At 49.2% G+C, this 23,238-nt stretch carries 1 protein-coding gene; it reads right to left on the reverse strand.

The window, feature by feature from the left end:
- Window positions 1-3: 3 nt before the first annotated feature.
- Entirely contained in the window at window positions 4-23,238 is a 23,235-nt protein-coding gene (gene lgrB / locus ACUUHJ_RS16365; RefSeq protein WP_472299374.1) for a linear gramicidin non-ribosomal peptide synthetase LgrB, read from the reverse strand.

Raw genomic sequence — 23,238 nt, forward strand, 5'->3', positions numbered from 1 at the left:
GGATTAATTCCCCTTTCTTTTCTTCAGCTTGGAGAGTACCTTGTTTAACGCCATCTGACTCAAGTCTGCATCCTCGAAGTCTTCGGCTCTATAGCTTTGTTTCTCCGCTTGTATCAGTGAACGCAGGATTTCCGTGAAATGACGAGCGAAAGTCTCGATGCTTGCTTCGCTATGCAATGACTCGCTGTAGAGGAAGCTTAGGTTCAGCTTGCCTCCTGTGACTGCCCCTACCACATCAATCAGATGAGCCCTTCTGTTGTCCGGACTGATGTTGGAGCCTCTTTCTCCTTCCGCAAATCCAAACAGGGAATCTCCTTCTCCCGCCTGATTGAATTGTCCTAGGTAGTTGAAGCTAATCGGTGGTTGCGGAATAGCCGCTAGCTTTTCGGATGCCTCATTATCTTTCGTCAGGTAGCGCAGGATGCCGTATCCAAGCCCTTTGTTCGGAATTTGTTGAAGCTTCTCTTTGACTCTTACCAGCGCATCTTCCTGAGACATGTTCTGATCCAGTCGAATCAAAAGTGGATACATGGACGTAAACCAGCCGACCGTTCGAGAGAGATCGACCTCCGAGAACAATTCTTCACGACCGTGACCTTCTAGGTTGACTAGTAGGGCTTGTTCTCCCGTCCATTTGGCGTGTGCCAATGCTAACGCGGTCAATAGAACATCATTGATTTGCGCGCGGTAACGGGACGGTACTTTTTGTAGCAGGGTTTCTGTCTCTTGCTCCTCCATTGCAATCGTAATCGTCCGGCAGTTCCCTTCTGTGTTCGGCTCACTGTCATGGATTGGCGTTGTAGTTGACATCATCTCGTCTGCTGCAGCTACCCAGTACTCCTTTTCAGAGACAATACGTTCAGAAGATGCGTACTCATTCATTTTTTCTGCCCATGCTTTGTAGGAGGTTGTCTTTGCTGGCAAGTGAATCTCTGTTCCATCCGCAGCCTGTCTGTATGCGGTTTGCAAGTCTTCGATCAGAACTCGCCACGATACCCCGTCTACCGCCAAATGGTGGATGACAATCAGCAAACGGCCAGGTCGATCATACCCGAGATCGAAATAGATGATCTTCATGAGCGGTCCGTTTTCCAAATCTAGGCTCGCTTGTGCTTGGTTTGAAAGTTTTTCGATTCTTCTCATGTGCTGAGCTGGCGAGACCATGCTAAGATCCTCCACCACGAGCAAAACTTCCGATTCGACCTCTGCGTGTGTCTGCTTCCACTGGCCATCTGTGTAGGTATAACGCAGGCGGAGTGCGTCGTGGTGAGCGAGCAGGTGGGTAATGGCTTGCTCCAGATGCTCTTCGTCCAATTGTTCGTTCACTTGCAGGAGCATCGATTGGTTCCAGTGATGTGGTGTTGGTTGCTCTTGCTCGAAGAACCATTTTTGGATCGGCAATAGTGGAGCTTCACCTGTGACCATTCCTTGTTCTGCTTCCACTTTCGTGCTTTGGCCTGCAACCTTTGCCAACTCTGCAATCGTTTGATGGTCAAAAAGATTCTTCGGAGTCAGTTGAATGCCAGCTTTGTTTGCACGTGCGACGATTTGAATACTGAGAATGGAGTCGCCCCCAAGCTCAAAAAAGTTATCGTGAATGCCGATGCGATCCATTCGCAGAACGCCGCACCATATTTCCACCAGTTTTTGTTCGATGAGGTTGGTAGCCTCTGTAAACGAATCAACATCTTGCCCGCGATCATAGACAGGTTCTGGAAGTGCTTTTCTGTCTACTTTCCCATTTGGCGTAAGCGGCAATTCATCTAGCATGACGAAAGCAGATGGCACCATATAATCCGGAACATGTGCTTTGAAATGTTGGCGCAGCTCGGCTGTGTCAACCTCTTGCTCGGCTTGCTTGACCGCATAAGCGACGAGCTGTTTCTTGCCCGGTTCATCTTCGCGGACAATGACGACGGATGCGGCAAGAGCAGGGTGTTTGGCTAATACTGCCTCTACTTCACTCAGCTCGATGCGGAATCCGCGGACTTTTACCTGATTGTCGATTCGGCCGATGAATTCGATAAGGCCATCTGGCAGGTAACGAACCAGGTCACCCGTCCGATAAAGTCGTGCCTGCGGATCGGTTGAGAACGGGTTGGGTACAAAGCGTTCTTCCGTCAAATCAGGGCGATTCAAATATCCTTGCGCCAGACCATCTCCGCCAATGTACAGCTCACCTGTTACACCAATCGGGACGGGCTGCATGTTGCTATCCAGTACATACACAGTCGTATTCTTGATCGGACGGCCAATTGGGAATGAACTGATCGTCTCTGGCAACTCCGTGACTGGATAGCAGCAGGTGAATGTCGTGTTCTCCGTTGGACCATACCCGTTGATTATCGTGAGTCCTTCGAGTTCCAACGCTTTTCTTACGTGAGGAACCGAGACGACATCTCCACCCACGAGCAGTTGGCGAACCCCTGTCAGCGATTCTTTGTGATGATCTACCATCAGCGTGAACAATCCCGCCGTTAGCCAAAGCGTCGTAACCTTGTGCGCCTGAATGGCTTGTCCCAGCTCTTCCAGGGAAGGCAGATCAGGCGGCATCAGCACCAGCTTTGCCCCATTCAGCAAGCTGCCCCAAATCTCAAAGGTCGCCGCGTCGAACGATACTGTCGATGCTTGCAGGAAAACATCCTGCTCTGTGATCGTCACGTAGTCGGTTTCTTTGACGAGACGGACAATGCCGCGATGGATGACAAGCGTTCCTTTTGGCAACCCGGTAGAGCCTGAGGTGTAGATCACGTAAGCGAGACTTTCCGCTGTAGTGTCAATGTCAGGTGCCTGTTCACTTTCATCGGCAATCATCGCCCAGTCGCGATCCAGACAAATGACTGCATGCTCTCCAGATGGGAGTGACGGTAGTAGCTGCTCCTGTGTGAGCAAAACAGTAACGTGAGCGTCGCCCATCATGTATGCCAGACGTTCTTTCGGATAATCCGAATCGAGCGGTACATAAGCCCCACCAGCTTTGAGAATCCCGAGCACCCCGATCAGCATTTCCAGCGAACGCTTCACGCAGATACCAACAAGTGAACCTGGGCAAACGCCTTGTTTTTGCAGGTAGTTGGCCACTTGATTGGCTCGTGATTCTAACTGGGAGTAGGTGAGGCTCTGGTCTCCCGCTACCACTGCAATTTGATTCGGGTAACGCATCGCGGTCTGCTGGAACAATTGATCCACGCGTTGCTCCCGTGGGTAAGCCGTCGTGGTGTCGTTCCATTCCACCAGCAACTGCTCTCGTTCTGCCTGAGGCAAAAGCGGCAATTGGGTAATGGTCTGCTCCGGTATCTGAACGATGGCTTCGAGCAAGTGCTGGAAGTGCTGTGACATACGTACGATCGTCGTTTCATCAAACAGCGCTGTATTGTACTCAAACGTCGCGATCAATCCGTCTTGTTTTTCTGCCATCGTCAACGTCAGGTCATATTTGGCGGTGACGAGGTGTTTGTCCATATCGAATTCCGATACGCGTATGCCAGCCTGTTCGTCTAAATCTAGTTGGAAGTTCTGGAGGACAAACATCACTTGGAACAGTGGCGAGTAGCTGAGACTACGCTCTAGCGCCAGTTCATCGACCAATTTTTCAAATGGTAAGTCCTGATGAGCATAGGCTTCTAGCGCCGTCTCCTTCACTCTTGCCAGCAAGTCACGGAATGTCGGTTCCCCTGACATGTTCGTACGGAGCACCATTGTATTAATGAAGAATCCAATCAATTGTTCCGTCTCTGGTCTATTGCGTCCTGCGACAGGGCTTCCGACGAGGATGTCTTCCTGTCCACTGTAGCGGTAGAGCAGAGTTTGGAACGCAGCTAGTAAGGTCATGAACAGCGTCGATTCTTCTTTACGGCTAAGTGTTTGTAATTTGTCGAGAAGTTCACCTGCGAGGGTTGTTGAGTAAATCGCTCCCTCGTACGTTTGTACAGCTGGACGTGAACGGTCTGTCGGTAGGGTCAGAAGCGGTTCAGCACCACTTAATTTTTCACTCCAGTAAGAAAGCTGTTCGTCTAATACCGAACCTTGGAGCCAATCCCGTTGCCAAACCGCGTAGTCTGCATACTGTACAGGCAAATCAACCAATGCGGGTAAGTCGTTTTGGCTAATCGCTTCATAGGAAGTGAACCATTCGCGAATGAATACGCCCATCGACCAACCGTCAGAGATGATGTGATGCATGTTCAAAAGGAAGACCGTTTCTTGCTCGCTTACGCGAATCAAGGTGGTACGGAACAACGGACCTTCGCTCAGGTTGAATGGCGTAGCTGCCTCGATTCCTGCCAAACGCTGTGTTTCTGCTTCGCACTCGTCTGCTGGTAGCTCGCGCAAGTCGATTACACGTAGCGGCTGTTCTTGGTAAGGGTGAATGATTTGCACGGCTTGCCCATCTACGTGGTCAAAGGTTGTCCGCAAGCTTTCGTGGCGCTGGATAAGTACCTGCAAGCTCTTGTTCCACGCCTCTATATTCAGGTCTCCATGCAATCGCATGGCGGACGGGATGTTGTACAAAGCACTGTCTGGCATCAGACGATCCAGGAACCACAGACGTTGCTGCGCAAAAGACAATGGCAGATGACCTTCCCGTGAAACAGGTTCGATCGCAGTTCCTATTGTTTCCTGTGACAAGCTTCCAAGTGCTTCGGACAGTTTTGCAACCGTTGGGTTTTCGAAAAGCGTACGGATCGGTACTTCTCCTGCAAACATCTCACGAAGACGGGAAATGACCCGCGTCGCTAAGAGAGAATGCCCGCCTAACTCGAAGAAGTTATCATGAACGCCGACTTTTTCGATACCGAGCACTTGCGACCAGATGGTGGCGACCAGCTCCTCCGTTTGGTTGCGTGGCGCTACATACTCTTGGGTAGAAGCCATTTGGCCCCACTCCGGCTCTGGCAGCTGCTTCCGGTCAATCTTGCCGTTCGGTGTGAGCGGCATAGTGTCCAGCCAGACAAAGACGGATGGAACCATAAACTCTGGCAATTTTGCTTTTGCCCAGACGGCTAAGTCAGTGGCCTCTTCGCTACTTTCCTCTCTTGTCGTTACATATGCCGCCAAACGTTTGTCACCCTGCTTGTCTTCTCTTGCCATCACCACAGCTTCCTTGACAGCCGGATGGGTGCGAAGGACAGCCTCCAGCTCTCCCAACTCGATCCGATAGCCACGAATCTTCACCTGATGGTCAATCCGTCCCAAGTACTCGATTTGTCCATCTGGGAGATAACGGACCAAGTCACCGGTGCCGTACATCCGCGCTTGCGGGTCAGCGTGGAATGGGTTGGACAAGAATCGTTCTGCCGTCAGCTCTGGGCGATTTAGGTACCCACGAGCCAAGCCGTCACCACCAAGATACAGTTCCCCAGGTAAGCCCAACGGTACAGGCTGTAGGTTGGCATCGAGAATATACGCTTGTGTGTTGGACAATGGACGACCGATTGTCGGTTCTGACGTCGCGCCTTTGGTGACCTGTACATACGTGGAGTAGGTCGTATCCTCAGACGGACCATAAAGATTGAAGACTTTTTCCACATGCCCCAGCGCGTACAGACTTTGCGCCAATGTGTTTGGCAGTGGCTCTCCAGCTAAGTTGACCACTCGTACCGTTGTCGGGATCGCGTTCATCCGCACGAGTTCTTTGGCGGCAGATGGAACGGTATTGATCAATGTCACTTCATTGACTGCTGGTAGGCTCGGCAAATGCAATGCGTTGTCAGCCAAAATGACTTTGCCTCCGTAGGCTAAGGTCACGAATATTTCATAGACTGACAGATCGAAGCAGATAGAAGTCGACGCGAGCACCCCACTCATTTCTTCTGCGGAAAAGACCGTTTTCGCCCACGCGATGAAGGCAATGACACTACTGTGCTGAATCGCTACCCCTTTAGGTAGACCTGTCGAGCCCGAGGTGTAAATGACATAGGAAAGGTTCGTTGGTGCCACTAAATTCGGCAGGTTTTCTTCGCTTTGCTCTGCGATAGCCTCCCAGTCACGATCCAGGCAGATTACTTGTGCTGTCTGTGCAGGCAGCATGGATAGCAGGCTTCCTTGGGTCAACAGGATTGCCGCTTGCGAATCCTCCAGCGTATAACCGATTCTCTCTTGTGGATACGCGGGATCAATCGGTACATACGCGCCACCAGCTTTGAGAATGCCCAGCATTGCAACGATCATTTCGGTCGTACGTTCCATGAGAACAGCCACCAAGACCTCTGGACCGATTCCTTGCGCCCGCAGATAGTGAGCCAGCTGGTTTGCTCGGCGGTTCAGCTCCGCGTACGTCAGTCTTTCTTCTCCGACGATTAAAGCCTCTGCATCCGGTGTTGCGACTACTTGTGCTTCAAATAGCTGGTGCATTACCGCGTCACGAGCGTATTCCGTTTCTGTTGCGTTCCACTCCACTAACAGCTTGTGGCGTTCCTCGTCTGTAATAAATGAAAGTGTAGTCAACGGCTGTTTCGCTTGTGCAGTTAGGGCTTGTAGAACCTGAGACATCTGTTCCAATACTTTCACAATCACTTCCGGATCAAAACGTCCTTGCTCATAGATCAATTTGAGAGCAAGTTCATCGCCAGGAGCTACCACCAATGTCAATGGGTAATTGGTTTGCTCCACTGCTTCGACTTCACTCAGCGACACACCGGAATCTGATCCCTCACTTGTGCTATTCAGGTAGTTCTCAAAAACGAGAATACTATCGAACAACGATTGTCCATGTGGAACCTCACTCCAGCCCTGGACGTTTACAAGTGGTGTGTATTCATACTGGCGGATGTCTAATTGTGTCTTTTGCAGGTGTTGTAACCATTCCTGAATCGTTTGGCTTGAGTCAAACATGACGCGGACAGGTAGCGTATTAATAAAGAGTCCTACCATGTTTTCCACTCCTGGCAGCTCTGCTGGACGACCAGAAACCGTCGTTCCAAAGACAACATCGTCTGATCCGCTGTAACCGCTCAGGATGAGTGCCCATGCCCCTTGCACCAACGTATTTAGCGTCAACTGCTGCCTGCGGGCAAAAGCTTGCAGATGCTCCGTTACTTCCTTGGATAAGGAAACGGTGCGATCTCTGTAGGCTTTAGGCTGTATGGCATGACTGCCTGCTTTTCCCATAGCAAGTGGCGTTGATTCGTAAAATCCTTTTAACTGCTCGCGCCAATAGCGCTCCGCAACTTGTTTATCTTGCTTATGGAGCCATGCGATATAGCGACTGAATGGTTGGACTGCTTCTAATTTTTCTTCTACGCCTTTATCGATCGCTTGATAACTTGCTTGCCAATCTTGCAAGACAAGTGGCATACTCCAACCATCTAGCAAGATATGATGGAAACTCCATAAGAAGCGATACGTATTATCGTTTGTGGAAAACAATGTCCACCGCATTAATGGCGCCTGATTAAGCTGGAAGTTTCGCACCCGGTCTTTTGCTATATACGATTGGATTTCAGCTTCCTGCTTATCGGCATCCACATGGCGTAGGTCGATTTTTTCCACGCTTACTTTTACTTGTTTTCGAACGATTTGATGCGGTTGTTCCAAGCCTTCCCAGATAAAGGAGGTACGAAGAATCGAATGACGGTCGACGATTCTCTGCCAAGCTTGCTCGAATGCTGTCAAGCTAATATCTCGCACTGTCATGAGGAACTGTACAACATAATCGCCGCCCTCTTGTTCATACAGGGAGTGGAAAAGCATCCCCTCTTGCAATGGGGTCAGCAAGTATACATTTTCGAGCTGACGATCCGAAGCGATGTATTTGTCGATTGACTGCTGACTTAGATTAGCCAGCGGGAAGTCTGACGGTGTGTAGCCGATTTCTTCTGCCGATTGGGTGTAAGTCATAATCTCCCGCAGTGCTTCCATGTAATGATCAGCAACCGCCGCAATCGTCTGTTCGTCATGGATGTTTTCGTTGTACAACCAGGTGACGTGTAGCTGATCTCCTGTCACCGCACTAATGATATCGAGCAAGTTCTCTCGAATCGAATCAGGGGCAAGATTGGCTCCACTCCGTTCAGACGCTATGCCAAATGTAGAGGAAACCGCCACGGTCTGGTCAAATTGCCCGAGGTAGTTAAAGCTGATTTGCGGTTTAAGTTGGGCGTTCAGTTGGTGTTGTAGCTCGAGATCATCACTTAGATAGCGCAAAATTCCATAGCCGACACCCTTATTTGGAATCTGGCGGAGCTGTTCCTTGACTGCCTTCAGCGTATGCCCCCAAGGTTTTTCTTGCTCGATAGAAATCTGTATCGGGTACATACTTGTGAACCAGCCAACCGTATGGGATAAATCTGCCCCCTCGATAATCTCCTCGCGTCCATGTCCTTCCAGCGTAACGACCATCTTCTCTTTTCCTGTCCATCGATTCAACGCTTTTGCTAAGGAAGCAAGCAATACGTCATTGATTTGCAGACGGTAGGAAGGGAGCGTTTCGTGAAGCAAGTTGCGCGTCTCTTCGGCGGTCAGCGTCAATGTAATCTGTTTCGTGTATGCCTCGATGTTTTGAGCTGGCTCATACGTACGGTCGACAGGAAGTGGATCCACTTCATACGCTTGATTTGCCCAAAAGGCTTTTTCCTTATCAAGCGAATCAGTCTTGGCATAAGCGTGTAACTGTTCAGCCCATGCCTTAAACGACGTCGTTTTTGACGGGAAATGCACCGCCTGACCATTCACCGCTTGCTCATAGGCCAACTGCAAGTCTTCCAGCAAAATACGCCAGGATACCCCATCGACTACCAAGTGATGAATAACGAGCAGGAGTCGTCCCGCGCGTTCTTTTCCAAGATGGAAGTACACTGCTCGGAACATCGGGCCTTCTGTGATGTTGAGACTTGCCTGCTTCTCGCCTGCAATTTCTTCCAATCGCGCGAATTGTTCCTCTGCTGCGATGCCAGACAAATCAACCGAATGGAAAGGTACAGGTTCGCCCAAGCCCTCGATGTGTTGTGACCATATGCCGTCGTTGTTGGTATAACGCATGCGTAAAGCATCGTGGTGTGCAAGCAACTCGGCAATGGCACGCTCCAATGCGCTCGTATCAACCGGCTCCTCGACTGTCAACAAGAAGGATTGATTCCAGTGATGGATGGACGGTTGATTAGCGGCAAAGAACCACTTCTGGATTGGCGTAAGCAACACATTGCCAATCACGAGGCCTTGTTCCGCCAGTTGAATAGCACTTTCCCCGTTTCCAGTTGTGGAAACAAGAGCTGCCAGTTCAGCGATTGTTTGGTTTTCAAAGATCTGTTTAGGTGTAAGACGAATCCCTGCTTGGTTAGCCCGTGAGACGATTTGGATACTCAGGATCGAGTCTCCTCCGAGTTCGAAGAAGTTAGCGTTGATACTGATTTCTTCGATTCTGAGAACGTCTTGCCAAATCTCAGACAGCTTGCGCTCGATCAAGGTATGTGGTGCCACGTAATGCTCATCACTTGAGTGCGCATAGTCAGGTTTTGGCAGGGCCCGACGGTCTACTTTCCCGTTTGGCGTAAGCGGCAATTCATCCAGCATGACGAAAGCAGATGGCACCATATAATCCGGAACATGCGCTTTGAAGTGCTGGCGCAGCTCGGCTGTGTCAATCTCTTGCTCAGCTTGCTTGACCGCATAAGCGACGAGCTGTTTCTTGCCCGGTTCATCTTCGCGGACAATGACGACGGATGCAGCAAGAGCAGGATGTTTGGCTAATACTGCCTCTACTTCATTCAGCTCGATGCGGAATCCGCGGACTTTTACCTGATTATCGATTCGGCCGATGAATTCGATAAGGCCATCTGGCAGGTAACGAACCAGGTCACCCGTCCGATAAAGTCGTGCCTGCGGATCGGTTGAGAACGGGTTGGGTACAAAGCGTTCTTCCGTCAAATCAGGGCGATTCAAATATCCTTGCGCCAGACCATCTCCGCCAATGTACAGCTCACCTGTTACACCAATCGGGACGGGCTGCATGTTGCTGTCCAGTACGTACACAGTCGTATTCTTGATCGGACGGCCAATTGGGAATGAACTGATCGTCTCTGGCAACTCCGTGACTGGATAGCAGCAGGTGAATGTCGTGTTCTCCGTTGGACCATACCCGTTGATTATCGTGAGTCCTTCTACTTCCAACGCTTTTCTTACGTGAGGAACCGAGACGACATCTCCACCCACGAGCAGTTGGCGAACCCCTGTCAGCGATTCTTTGTGATGATCCACCATCAGTGTGAACAGTCCCGCCGTCAGCCAAAGCGTCGTAACCTTGTGCGCCTGAATGGCTTGTCCCAGCTCTTCCAGGGAAGGCAGATCAGGCGGCATCAGCACCAGCTTTGCCCCATTCAGCAAGCTGCCCCAAATCTCAAAGGTCGCCGCGTCGAACGATACTGTCGATGCTTGCAGGAAAACATCCTGCTCTGTGATCGTCACGTAGTCGGTTTCTTTGACGAGACGGACAATGCCGCGATGGATGACAAGCGTTCCTTTTGGCAACCCGGTAGAGCCTGAGGTGTAGATCACGTAAGCGAGACTTTCCGCTGTAGTGTCAATGTCAGGTGCACTTTCACTTTCTTCGGCTATCATCGCCCAGTCGCGATCCAGACAAATCACAGTATGCTCACTGGATGGGAGTGACGGTAGAAGTTGCTCCTGTGTGAGCAAAACGGTGACTCGAGCGTCGTCCATCATGTATGCCAGACGTTCCTTCGGATAATCTGAATCGAGCGGTACGTAAGCCCCACCAGCTTTGAGAATCCCGAGCACCCCGATCAGCATTTTGAGCGAGCGCTTTACGCAAATACCAACGAGTGAACCTGGGCGAACGCCTTGTTTTTGCAGGTAGTTGGCCACTTGGTTGGCTCGTGTCTCCAATTGGGTGTAGGTGAGACTCTGGTCTCCCGTTACCACCGCAATACGATCCGGGTAACGCATCGCGATCTGCTGGAACAATTGATCGACGCGTTGATCCCGTGGGTAAGCCGTCGTGGTGTCGTTCCATTCCACCAGCAACTGCTCCCGCTCTGCCTGAGGCAAAAGCGGCAATTGGGTAATGGTCTGCTCCGGCATCTGAACGATGGCTTCGAGTAAGTGATGGAAGTGCTGTGACATACGCACGATCGTCGTTTCATTAAACAGCGCTGTATTGTATTCAAATGTCGCAATCAAACCGTTTGGTCTTTCAGCCATCGTCAACGTCAGATCGAACTTCGCAGTGACAAGGTGTTTGTCCATATCGAATTCCGATACGCGTATGCCAGCCTTTTCGTCTAAATCTAGTTGGAAGTTCTGGAGGACAAACATCACTTGGAACAGCGGCGAGTAGCTGAGACTACGCTCTAGCGCCAGTTCATCGACCAATTTTTCAAACGGTAAGTCCTGATGAGCATAGGCTTCTAGCGCTGTCTCCTTCACTCTTGCCAGCAAGTCACGGAAAGTCGGTTCCCCTGACATATCCGTACGTAGCACCAATGTGTTAATGAAGAAACCGATGAGTGACTCGATCTCCTCCCGATTTCGTCCTGCAACCGGGCTTCCGACGAGAATGTCTTCCTGTCCACTGTAGCGGTAGAGCAAAGTTTGGAAGGCAGACAGCAAGGTCATGAACAGCGTCGATCCTTCTTCACGGCTGAGCATACTCAATTTTTCTAACAGTTCAGCTGAAAGCGTAAAGGTATACATCGCGCCAGCATGGCTTTGAACGGATGGACGCGGACGATCTGTCGGCAAAACCAATAGTGGTTCGGCATCGACTAGCTTTTCTTTCCAGTACGCTAGCTGTCGCGTAAGCACATCTTCTTCCATCCACTTCCGTTGCCATACAGAGTAATCCGCATACTGCAATGTCAGATCGACTAATCCAGGTTCTTTTCCGTAAACAAATGCTTCGTACAGTGCTCTCATTTCTTTGATGAAAATACCGATTGACCAGCCATCGAAAATGATATGGTGCATGTTAAATAAGAAGACCGCCTCTTGCTCGCTTATACGGATCAAGGTGGTACGGAACAACGGACCTTCGCTCAGGTTGAATGGCGTAGCTGCCTCGATTCCTGCCAAACGCTGTGTTTCTGCTTCGCACTCGTCTGCTGGTAGCTCGCGCAAGTCGATTACGCGTAGCGACTGCTCTTGGTAAGGGTGAATGATTTGCACGGCTTGCCCATCTACGTGGTCAAAGGTTGTCCGCAAGCTTTCGTGGCGCTGGATCAGTACTTGTAAGCTGTTGTTCCAAGCCTCTATATTCAGATCTCCATGCAATCGCATCGCGGACGGAATGTTGTACAAGGCGCTGTCTGGCATCAGGCGATCCAGGAACCACAGACGTTGCTGCGCAAAAGACAATGGCAGATGACCTTCCCGTGAAACAGGTTCGATCGCAGTTCCTATTGTTTCCTGTGAAAAGCTTCCAAGTGCTTCGGACAGTTTTGCAACCGTTGGGTTTTCGAAAAGCGTACGGATGGGTACTTCTCCTGCAAACATCTCACGAAGTCGGGAAATGACCCGTGTCGCTAAGAGAGAATGCCCGCCTAACTCGAAGAAGTTATCATGAACGCCGACCTTTTCGATACCGAGCACTTGCGACCAGATGGTGGCGACCAGCTCCTCCTTTTGGTTGCGTGGGGCTACATACTCTTGGGTAGAAGCCATCTGCCCCCACTCCGGCTCTGGCAGTTGCTTCCGGTCGATCTTGCCGTTCGGTGTGAGTGGCATTGCGTCCAGCCAGACAAAGACGGATGGAACCATAAACTCTGGCAATTTTGCTTTTGCCCAGACGGCTAAGTCAGTAGCCTCTTCGCTACTTTCCTCTCTTGTCGTTACATATGCCGCCAAACGTTTGTCACCCTGCTTGTCTTCTCTTGCCATCACCACGGCTTCCTTGACAGCCGGATGGGTGCGAAGGACAGCCTCCAGCTCTCCCAACTCGATCCGATAGCCACGAATCTTCACCTGATGGTCAATCCGTCCCAAATACTCGATTTGTCCATCTGGGAGATAACGGACCAAGTCACCGGTGCCGTACATCCGCGCTTGCGGGTCAGCGTGGAATGGGTTGGACAAGAATCGTTCTGCCGTCAGCTCTGGGCGATTTAGGTACCCACGAGCCAAGCCGTCACCACCAAGATACAGTTCCCCAGGTAAGCCCAACGGTACTGGTTGTAGGTTGGCATCGAGAATATACGCTTGTGTGTTGGACAAAGGACGGCCAATTGTCGGTTCTGACGTGGCGCCTTTGGTGACCTGTACATACGTGGAGTACGTCGTATCTTCAGACGGTCCATATAGATTAAAGACTTTTTCTACATGCTCCAATGCATATAGACTTTGTGCCAATGTGTTTGGCAGTGGTTCTCCAGCTAAGTTGACCACTTTTACCGTCGCTGGGATTGCGTTCATCCGCACGAGTTCTTTGGCGGCAGATGGGACGGTATTGATCAATGTCACTTCATTGACTGCTGGTAGGCTCGGCAAATGCAACGCGTTGTCAGCCAAAATGACTTTGCCTCCGTAGGCTAAGGTCACGAATATTTCATAGACTGACAAATCGAAGCAGATAGAAGTCGACGCGAGCACCCCACTCATTTCTTCTGCGGAAAAGACCGTTTTCGCCCACGCGATGAAGGCAATGACACTACTGTGCTGAATCGCTACCCCTTTAGGTAGACCTGTCGAGCCCGAGGTGTATATGACATACGAAAGGTTCGTTGGCTCTACCAGCTTAAGCAGGTTCTCCTCGCTTTGCTCTGCGATAGCCTCCCAGTCACGATCCAGGCAGATCACTTGTGCTGTATGTTCAGGTAGCATGGATAGCAGGCTTCCTTGGGTCAACAGGATTGCCGCTTGCGAATCCTCCAGCGTATAACCGATTCTCTCTTGTGGATACGCGGGATCAATCGGTACATACGCGCCACCAGCTTTGAGAATGCCCAGCATTGCAACGATCATTTCGGTCGTACGTTCCATGAGAACAGCCACCAAGACCTCTGGACCGATTCCTTGCGCCCGCAGATAGTGAGCCAGCTGGTTTGCTCGGCGGTTCAGCTCCGCGTACGTCAGTCTTTCTTCTCCGACGATTAAAGCCTCTGCATCCGGTGTTGCGACTACTTGTGCTTCAAATAGCTGGTGCATTACCGCGTCACGAGCGTATTCCGTTTCTGTTGCGTTCCACTCCACTAACAGCTTGTGGCGTTCCTCGTCTGTGATGAATGAAATGGCAGAGAGATGATCCGTAGGCTGAGCCATTATGGACTCTAATACTTTGATCAATTGAGCCAATACCTTATCCATGGTGATCTGATCGAATCGATTTGTTTCATAAATCAGCTTGAGCAATAGCTCTTCGCCAGGCGCCGCCACCAATGTCAATGGATAGTTCGTCTGCTCAACTGCTTTGATTGCGTTTAGTGACATGTCTGTATTCGCATTTGTATTTGCACCAGACATGTAGTTCTCGAAAACGAGTATGCTGTCAAACAACGCCTGTCCGAGCGGCACTTCGCTCCAGCTTTGAATGTCAACGAGCGGTGTGAACTCGTACTGACGAATCTCACTCTGTTCCTGTTGGATGTTCTGCAGCCAGTCGATCACCGTCATTTGTTCTGAGAAAAGCACGCGAACAGGCAGCGTGTTGATAAAGAGCCCCACCATGGAGTCCACTCCACGCAAATCTGCAGGACGTCCCAGATTGGTTGTCCCAAATACTACTTCCGACTCACCTGCGTAACGACTTAAAATCAACGCCCACGCACCTTGGACTAGCGTATTCAACGTTAGTTGATGCTTACGGGCAAAAGTTTGCAGACTCGCAGTTGTTTCCTTCGATAAAAGTATCATTTGATCTGCGTATTCTTTTTGTTGCACAGCCCTTCCACCCGGTTTCCCCATGCTAAGAGGAGTTGCTGTACGGAAGCCACGCAGATGTTTTCGCCAATACTGCTCTGATGCCTCAAGACTCTGCTGCTTTAACCAGGCAATATAAGTGGAAAACGGAGGAGCGACAGGCAGTTCTGCTTTGGTACCATCAACAGATGCCTGATAATAGGCCATCCAATCGTTTAGGACGATCGGAGTACTCCAACCATCCAACAACATATGGTGAAAGCTCCAAACGAGCTGACTGGTTTTCGAATTGAGACGAATTAACGACCAGCGCATCAATGGCGGGTGAGCGAGATCAAAGCCTCGCTTGCGATCTTGTTCGAGATACGTTTGTAAGTTCGCTTCTTGCTTTTCTTTCGGTGAGTGACTCCAGTCCAGATGTTCGATATGTGCTGTTACTTTTGTATGAACAACCTGATGTGGTTTTTCTAATCCGCTCCATAAGAAGGAGGTTCGGAGGATGGCATGACGCTCGACAACTTTTTGCCATGCATCTGAAAACATCGCCACATTCAAGTGATCCAAATTCACGACCAGTTGAACGACGTAGTCCCCGCCTGCTTGCTCATAAAGAGAGTGGAACAGCATCCCCTCTTGTAACGGAGTGAGTGTGTAAATGTTCTCGATCAGACGATTGTTTCCGATGAACTTGTCGAGGCTTGTTTGATTCAACTCCGCCAACGCGAAATCAGAAGGTGTAAAGCCACCTGCCTCTTCAGAGCGACAATGGGCAACAATCGCTTGCAATGATTGCACATAGTCACGAGCGAGCTCTTCAATCGTTTGTTGTTCGTACATATCGCCACTGTACGTCCAGGTCATTTCTAACTGATCTCCCGCCACCATGCTCTGGAAATCAAGTGTATGGATTCGGGCTTCATCCCTGCTCAAATTGGATGCTGACCAGTTCGGAATGATCTGGAACAAGGAAGAATCAGCCGTTTGATCCTGATCAAATTGTCCTAAATAATTGAAGCTAATCTCTGGTTGCCGATAAGCTTGCAGGGTATTTATCGTCTGTTCATTTTTGCTTAAATAACGATGAATGCCGTAGCCAATCCCTTTGTCAGGAATCGAGCGCAATTGTTCTTTGACTGATTTTATCAGGGAACCCCAAGGCGTATGTGGCTCCATTTCCAGCAAGACCGGGTACATGCTTGTGAACCAGCCTACTGTTCGGGAAATGTCCACGCCATCGATAATCTCTTCACGCCCGTGTCCCTCTACTGAAACATAAAGTGTCTGTTGCCCCGTCCAGTTGTTATAGGCTCGGATCAAAGCACTGAGTAACACATCGTTAATCTGGGTACGGTAAGCAGCTGGTACCTCCTGCAACAAGGCACGTGTCTCGTCCGCGCCCAGCTTTACCTTTACTTGAACGGCCAGACCTTCTGTGTTCTTTCCATTCGGATGGTCAACAGGCAGGTTTACTACATGACTGGTATCGAGAGTCGCCCAGTATTCGTCGACTACGCTTTGCTCTGCGTACTGTGTCAACTGTTCTGACCAACGTTTAAAAGAAGTCGTCTTCTGAGGCAAATTCATCTGTTGCAACTCTATCAATTGTTGATAGGCTGTTTGCAAGTCTTCCAGAATAATTCGCCAGGAAACCCCATCGACAGCGAGATGATGAATCGCAATGAACAAACGCTGTTTGTCCTCGCATTGGAAGTATGCAGCACGAAGCAATGGTCCTTTTTCGATATCCAGACTTTCTTGTAGCTCGTCTGCAATGGCTTGCATTTTTTCCTCTATTTCCGTTTCACGTACAGCCGTCGTCAAATCTACTACCTGAAATACATCCTCATCCGAAACGACATCATGATATTGCTCCCATTTTCCGTTGACGTTCCGAAAACGCAGGCGCAAGGCATCATGGTGTGCAAGAATCGCCGCAAAAGCTTTTGCTAACAAACTCGCATCCATTTCTTCACGCACAGCAAGCATGACAGATTGATTCCAGTGGTTGACATGGCAAATGTCCTGCTCAAAGAACCACGTCTGAATGGGTGTCAGAGGCAATTCGCCTGTAACAACCCCCTGCTCCCTATGCACTTGTGGTGCATCCTCAAGAACTACTACACTTGCAGCCAATTCTGCCAATGTTTGAGAGTCAAACAAGTGCTTTGGTGTAAATCGGATGCCCACCTGATTGGCACGCGCGACAATCTGAATCGTCAATATCGAGTCGCCGCCCAGTTCGAAAAAGTTATCGTGAATCCCGATTGACTCTACACCTAGAACTCCTTGCCAGATTTCGGCCAGCTTGTGTTCTATTTCCGTTTGTGGAGCAACAAAGCCATCTTCCCATTGGGCCCGCACAGTATCAGGTAACGGCAAAGCACGGCGGTCAACCTTTCCATTAGGAGTGAGAGGCAGAGCATCCATCAGTATGATGACAGATGGCACCATGTAGTCTGGAAGTCTATCTTTCAAAGACTGACGCAATTCATTCGTCTGTACCTCTTCTCCCTCATGAAGCACGGCATAAGCCACCAGTCGTTTGACACCAGGCGTCAAATCCTCCCTGACGATCACCACTGCTTCCGAAACAGCTGCATGTGCATACAAAGCCGACTCAATTTCCCCTAGCTCAACCCTGAATCCGCGAATGCTTACTTGATCATCTGCTCGTCCAATAAACTCCAAACTTCCATCTGCCAAATATCGAACCAAGTCGCCAGTTCGATACATCCGTGCCCCTTCATCTGTAGAGAACGGATTCGGTACAAAACTGGCTTCCGTCAGGTCAGGTCGATTCAGATAGCCGCGAGCCAAGCTTTTCCCCGCGATGTAAAGCTCCCCGACAACTCCTACAGGCACAGGCTTTCTGCTTGCGTCGAGTACATAGACAGATACGTTGTCAATGGGACGTCCAATGGAAGGTGCCGCTTCTCGTTCTCCCTGCACGGGCACGATGCCAGCAGTAGCAACGACGGTATTTTCTGTTGGGCCATACTGGTTTACTAGCGTAAACGGTAGATCCGCAGACGGGTACTGGTGCAAAGTATCTCCACCCGTCAACATGTAGCGCAATGCTGATTCAGCTGGCCAATTCAACGTAAGCAGACTCTCTGCCAAGGGTGTCGGTAAAAAGCTTATCGTGATGCCAGATTCGACTATCCAATCACGCAGTTTGTCCGGTACGAGACGAATCTCTTCCTGCGGCAGGCAAATCGTAGCACCCGCCGTCAAATACGGCCAAATCTCCCATACTGAAGCATCAAAAGCTGTACCAGCTATTTGTGATGCACGGTCAGCAGCGTTTACGTTGTACGCTCGCTGATGCCAATGGATTAGATTCAAGAGTGATCGGTGCTCGATCTCGACTCCCTTTGGCGTTCCTGTTGAACCTGACGTATAGATAACATAGGCGAGCTGTTCAGCTTTCGTCGTAACCGCCGGCGCAACCGAACTCATCGTAGCCATTACATCCCAATCTCGATCCAAGCAAAGGAACGTTGCAGAGCCTTCTGGTAACGCACCTACCAACCGCTCTTGGGTTAAGACCAAAGACATCTGAGCGTTCTTGATCATAAAAGCGAGTCGTTCTTGCGGGTAAGCAGGGTCCATTGGCACATAAGCAGCACCTGCTTTGAGAATGGCGAGTTGACCGATCAACATCTCGATGGAACGCTCCACGCAAATTCCTACCAAGTTTTCCGAGCAAATCCCATGTTTTACCAGGAAATGAGCGAGCTGATTGGCCTTGGCATCCAGCTCTGCATAGGTGATTGCACCTTGCTCACCTGAAACTGCAAGCTGATCAGGCAAGTTTTGTGCGATCTCGGCAACTAGTTCATGCACACAAAGATCGCGGGAATAATCAACCTCAGTATCATTCCAACCGACGAGCAGCTGATCTTGCTCCCCATCGCCTAACAGTTCAACTTCTGTTATTTTCTGCGCTGGATTGGTCGCAACAGCTTGCAAAAGATTGCGGAAATGCTCTGCCATGCGCTCAATCGTCGTACGATCAAATAGATCTGTACTGTATTCAAACACACCCTTGAGTCCGTCATCCTCGTCTTCAATCATCGTGAGAGTCAAATCAAATTTGGTCGTCTTGTTGAGACTGACTTCATTAGGTGTAATGGAGATCGTCTCGCCTTTACGTACACCCGTTGACATTCCCTGTACGGAGAAAAGTACCTGGAAAAGTGGTGAGTAGCTGAGACTGCGCTCAATTTGTAATTCATCGACCAATTTTTCAAAAGGAATATCCTGATTGGCAAAAGCATCAAATGCCGTCTCACGAACACGTCGCAACAGTTCAACGAATGTAGGGTCGTTCGACAGGTCCGTTCGAAGAACCAGCATGTTGACAAAGAATCCGATCAGGTTTTCTATTTCCTGACGATTACGTCCAGCAACAGGTGTTCCGATCAGAATATCTGTGGTATGTGTATAACGGTACATGAAGTGCTTGAATGCTGCTAAGAGCGTCATGAACAGCGTCGCGCCTTCTTGTCTTCCTAGCTCGCGTAGCTTTTGCCCTACTTCACTCGGCACGTAGAATGAATAATTGTCACCGCGATAGCTTTGTACGACTGTCCGTGGACGATCGGTCGGAAGGGGCAAAAGCGGTTCACTTTGTCCGAGCTTCTTTTTCCAATAACTGAGCTGCTGCTCCCATACATTGCCTTGCCAATTCTCTCGTTGCCAGACTGCGTAATCCCGATATTGAATGGGTAAATCGGCAAGCGGTACTTCTGCTTCTTTGACGAATGCTTCATAGATGGTACTTAGCTCGTTCACCAATACATCCATGGACCAACCGTCTGAGATGATGTGATGCATATTTATCCAGAGAACGGACTCTTCTTCCTCCAGTAGGATCAACGCTGCCCGCATCAACGGCCATTGATCCAGTTGGAATGGAGTTGCGCCATCTTCTTCTACCATATTCATCCAGATAGCGTCTTTTTCCGCTGCTGGCATGTCTCGCAGGTCAGTGACAGGAAGTGGAAAATGTACCTGTGTATGAATCACTTGGACCGCTCGTCCTTCTATGTCCTTCACCGTTGTTCGAAGTGATTCATGTCGGTTGATCATTTCATTCAATGCCCGTTCGATTACACTCGTATCGACTGCTCCACGCAGACGGAATCCGACCGGAATGTTGTACATGGCGCTATTCGGGATCAGTTGATCAAGGAACCATAGACGTTGTTGGGCGAAAGACAGTGGTAACTCTTGAGTACTGTCCAAGGAAAACGGTTTGATCGGGCTTTGCTTTGTCGGCTCAGCACCTTGGCGAGTGATTTGAATTCGTTCAGCCAATTCTGCTACTGTCTGATAGGTAAAAATCTCACGCATCTGGAGCTGGGTCTGAAATACCTTGGATGTACGGGACAGCAATTGTGTCGCTAAAAGCGAATGCCCGCCCAATTCGAAAAAATTATCGTGAATCCCGACTCGTGATACACCAAGGACCTCCTCCCAAATTCGGGCGAGCAATTCCTCAATCGGATTGCGCGGCGCACTGTACGCGTTGCCTGTTTGCACATCGCCATCTGGAAGCGGCAAGGCTTTGCGATCAATTTTGCCGCTCGAGGTCAGAGGGAACTCTTCCATTTGAATGAAATGAGACGGAACCATGTAATCAGGCAGCGTTTGGCGAAGCAGTGTACGTAATGAGGCAACAGTCCACATCTGATCGCCGATAATATAGGCGCATAGATACGCTTGATGGTTATGATCTGTTTGTGCCACTACCACTGCATCGCGAATCGATTCTTCTTCGATCAACCGGCTACGAATTTCGTTCAACTCGATCCGGAAGCCACGAATTTTCACTTGATGGTCAATGCGTCCGAGGTATTCAATGTTCCCATCCTTGCGATAACGAGCCAGGTCGCCTGTCCGGTACATGCGCTTGCCTGCTTCAAATGGATGGGGAACAAACTTTTCGTTCGTCATTTCTTCATTATTTAAATATCCCCTCGCCAAGCCAGCTCCGGCGATGCATAATTCACCAGGAACCCCGATTGGCTGTAACTGCCCATGTTGATTGACGATATGCATTTGGTAGTTGGCCAAAGGCTTTCCAATAGGCACAGGATTTTCTATCAAGTCTGCAGTGAGTGAGTAGCAGGAAGCATAAATGGTAGCTTCTGTCGGACCATAGATGTTCTCCACTTTCACTTCTGGCAATACTTGATATACTCTTGACGCAAGATCATTCGGCATTGCTTCCCCGGCAGCCATGATGTATCGCAGTCGGTTTGCCTCTTTTCGCCCCTCGAGATACTCGACAAAAAGAATGAGCATAGATGGAACAAAATTGACGTGAGTTACGTCATAATTAACGATGGATTCCCAAATTTTGTCAGGTTCTTTCTCTGCGCCAGGTTCGAGAATCACCAGTCTGCCGTTACCGAGAATCCAACCGAAGATTTCTGCGACGGATACGTCGAAGGTATAAGTCGTTTTTAACAAATACGCATCTTTTTCTTGAAGCGGATATTGCTCTTGCAGTGCGAAGATTTGGTTCAATAGACTCGCATGCTCGATCATGACGCCTTTCGGTTTGCCTGTCGAACCCGATGTGTAGATGACGTATGCAAGATTACTCGTTTGGGCTACATTTGCAAGATTACCCGGTGCTCCCTGATAAAGCTCATCCGCCTCCAGATCAAAGATCCGATCAGCAAAATCAATTGTCTCTAAAAAGCGTTTTTTTGTAAGAAGCAGCACGCTGCCGCTGTCTTGGAAAATGTATTCGATGCGTTCCTTCGGGTGAGCCGGGTCGATTGGTAAATATGCGCCGCCTGCTTTAAAAATCGCAAGAATGGCAATGATCATTTCCGCTGAGCGTTCTGTGAGCAAGCTGACAATACTTTCTGGCCCGACCCCTTTTGCACGTAAAAATGTAGCAAGTTGATTTGCTTTTTCGTTTAGCTCACGATACGTAAGCTTTTGCTCTCCCATGACCAGCGCAATGTGATGTGGTTGTTTCTCTGCACGATCTTCAAAAATCTGGTGAATCAGATAATCAACGGGATAATGGCGATATGTATCATTAAAAGTATGAAGCTGAAGATGCTTCTCTTCGGAATTGATTATTTCTAGATTTTTTAGAAGGATATCTGGTGTATTTGTCACTTGCGTCATGATAGTAATGAGTTGTTGATTGAGGTGTTGGAGTTGATCCTCAGTCAATACGGATGCATTGTATAAATACGTAACTGTGAGGGTATCGTCTGAGGTGACCATGATGTTTAGGTCGTAGTTGGTTTGTTCAAAGGCATGCAGCTTTGTGAGAGTGAATTCTTGGTTATATTGATTCAGACGGGTCAAAAGCTCTGCGCCCATCGGATAGTTTTGGAACAGAATAATATGATCGATCAGTTGTTGATTTTTTTGAATGTCCGCGAGAGAAAGATAATGATATTTTTCCAGCGAGCTTGACTCTTCTTGTACTTGTTTCACCAGATCAGAAAACGTTTGATTGTCTCTCATTTGAACACGGATCGGTACGGTATTGATGAAAAGTCCAACCATCTGCTCGACGTTCGGGATATCGATTGGACGGCCAGAGACAACCGATCCGAATACAACATCATCGATATTGCTTTGGCGCTGCAACATGAGACCCCAGATTGTACGAAAGAGGTTGTTTACCGTTACTTGCAATTGTCTTGCGATATGATTCAACTCGGTCGTCAACGACTGACTAATCGTGAAGACCAGCTCTGCTTGATTGTATTTGATTCCGGTACCCTGCTTTTGAATAAATGTGCTCGGCTCATAGTCACTTAAATACCGTGACCAGTTGTCTTTTGCTTCTTCTGCATCCTGTTCCCCTAACCAGCTTATGTACTTACTGTACGGATAAACTTGGCCGAGATTTACTGGTTGCTCGTCTTTTACTTGTTGATAGATTTGGAAAAAGTCATGTAACACAATCGGAATGCACCAGCCGTCTAACAAAATGTGATGGTGACTCCAGATCAGGGTATATGCGTCAGAAGAAGTTTGGATAAGAGTGAGGCGAATGAGCACATCTTTTGCCAAATCAAAGTTTTTCTGACGTTCTCTTTTAGCATAATCCTCCAAAAAGATAGCTTGCTCGTCTTCAGAGAGGTGTGTGATATCTATCACCTGAACGTTTGTCTTTCTTTCCTTGAGTACAATTTGTCGTGGCTTCTGAACCTTCTCAAGGATAAAGACAGTTCGGAGAATATCGTGTCGCGCGATCAGCGCGTTTAAGCTTTGTTCGAGAATAGCTGGATCGATGAATCCTCTAATGGTAAAGCGCAATTGTTCAAAATAGGACTCTGTTCCTTCGTCCAGGAGGGAATGAAATAACATTCCCTCCTGCATGGGAGATAACGGATATATATTGGCGATCTTTTTACTTGACACGTCTACTCTCCTCCTGAGGTACAT

The organism is Brevibacillus schisleri (genome assembly GCF_055685845.1).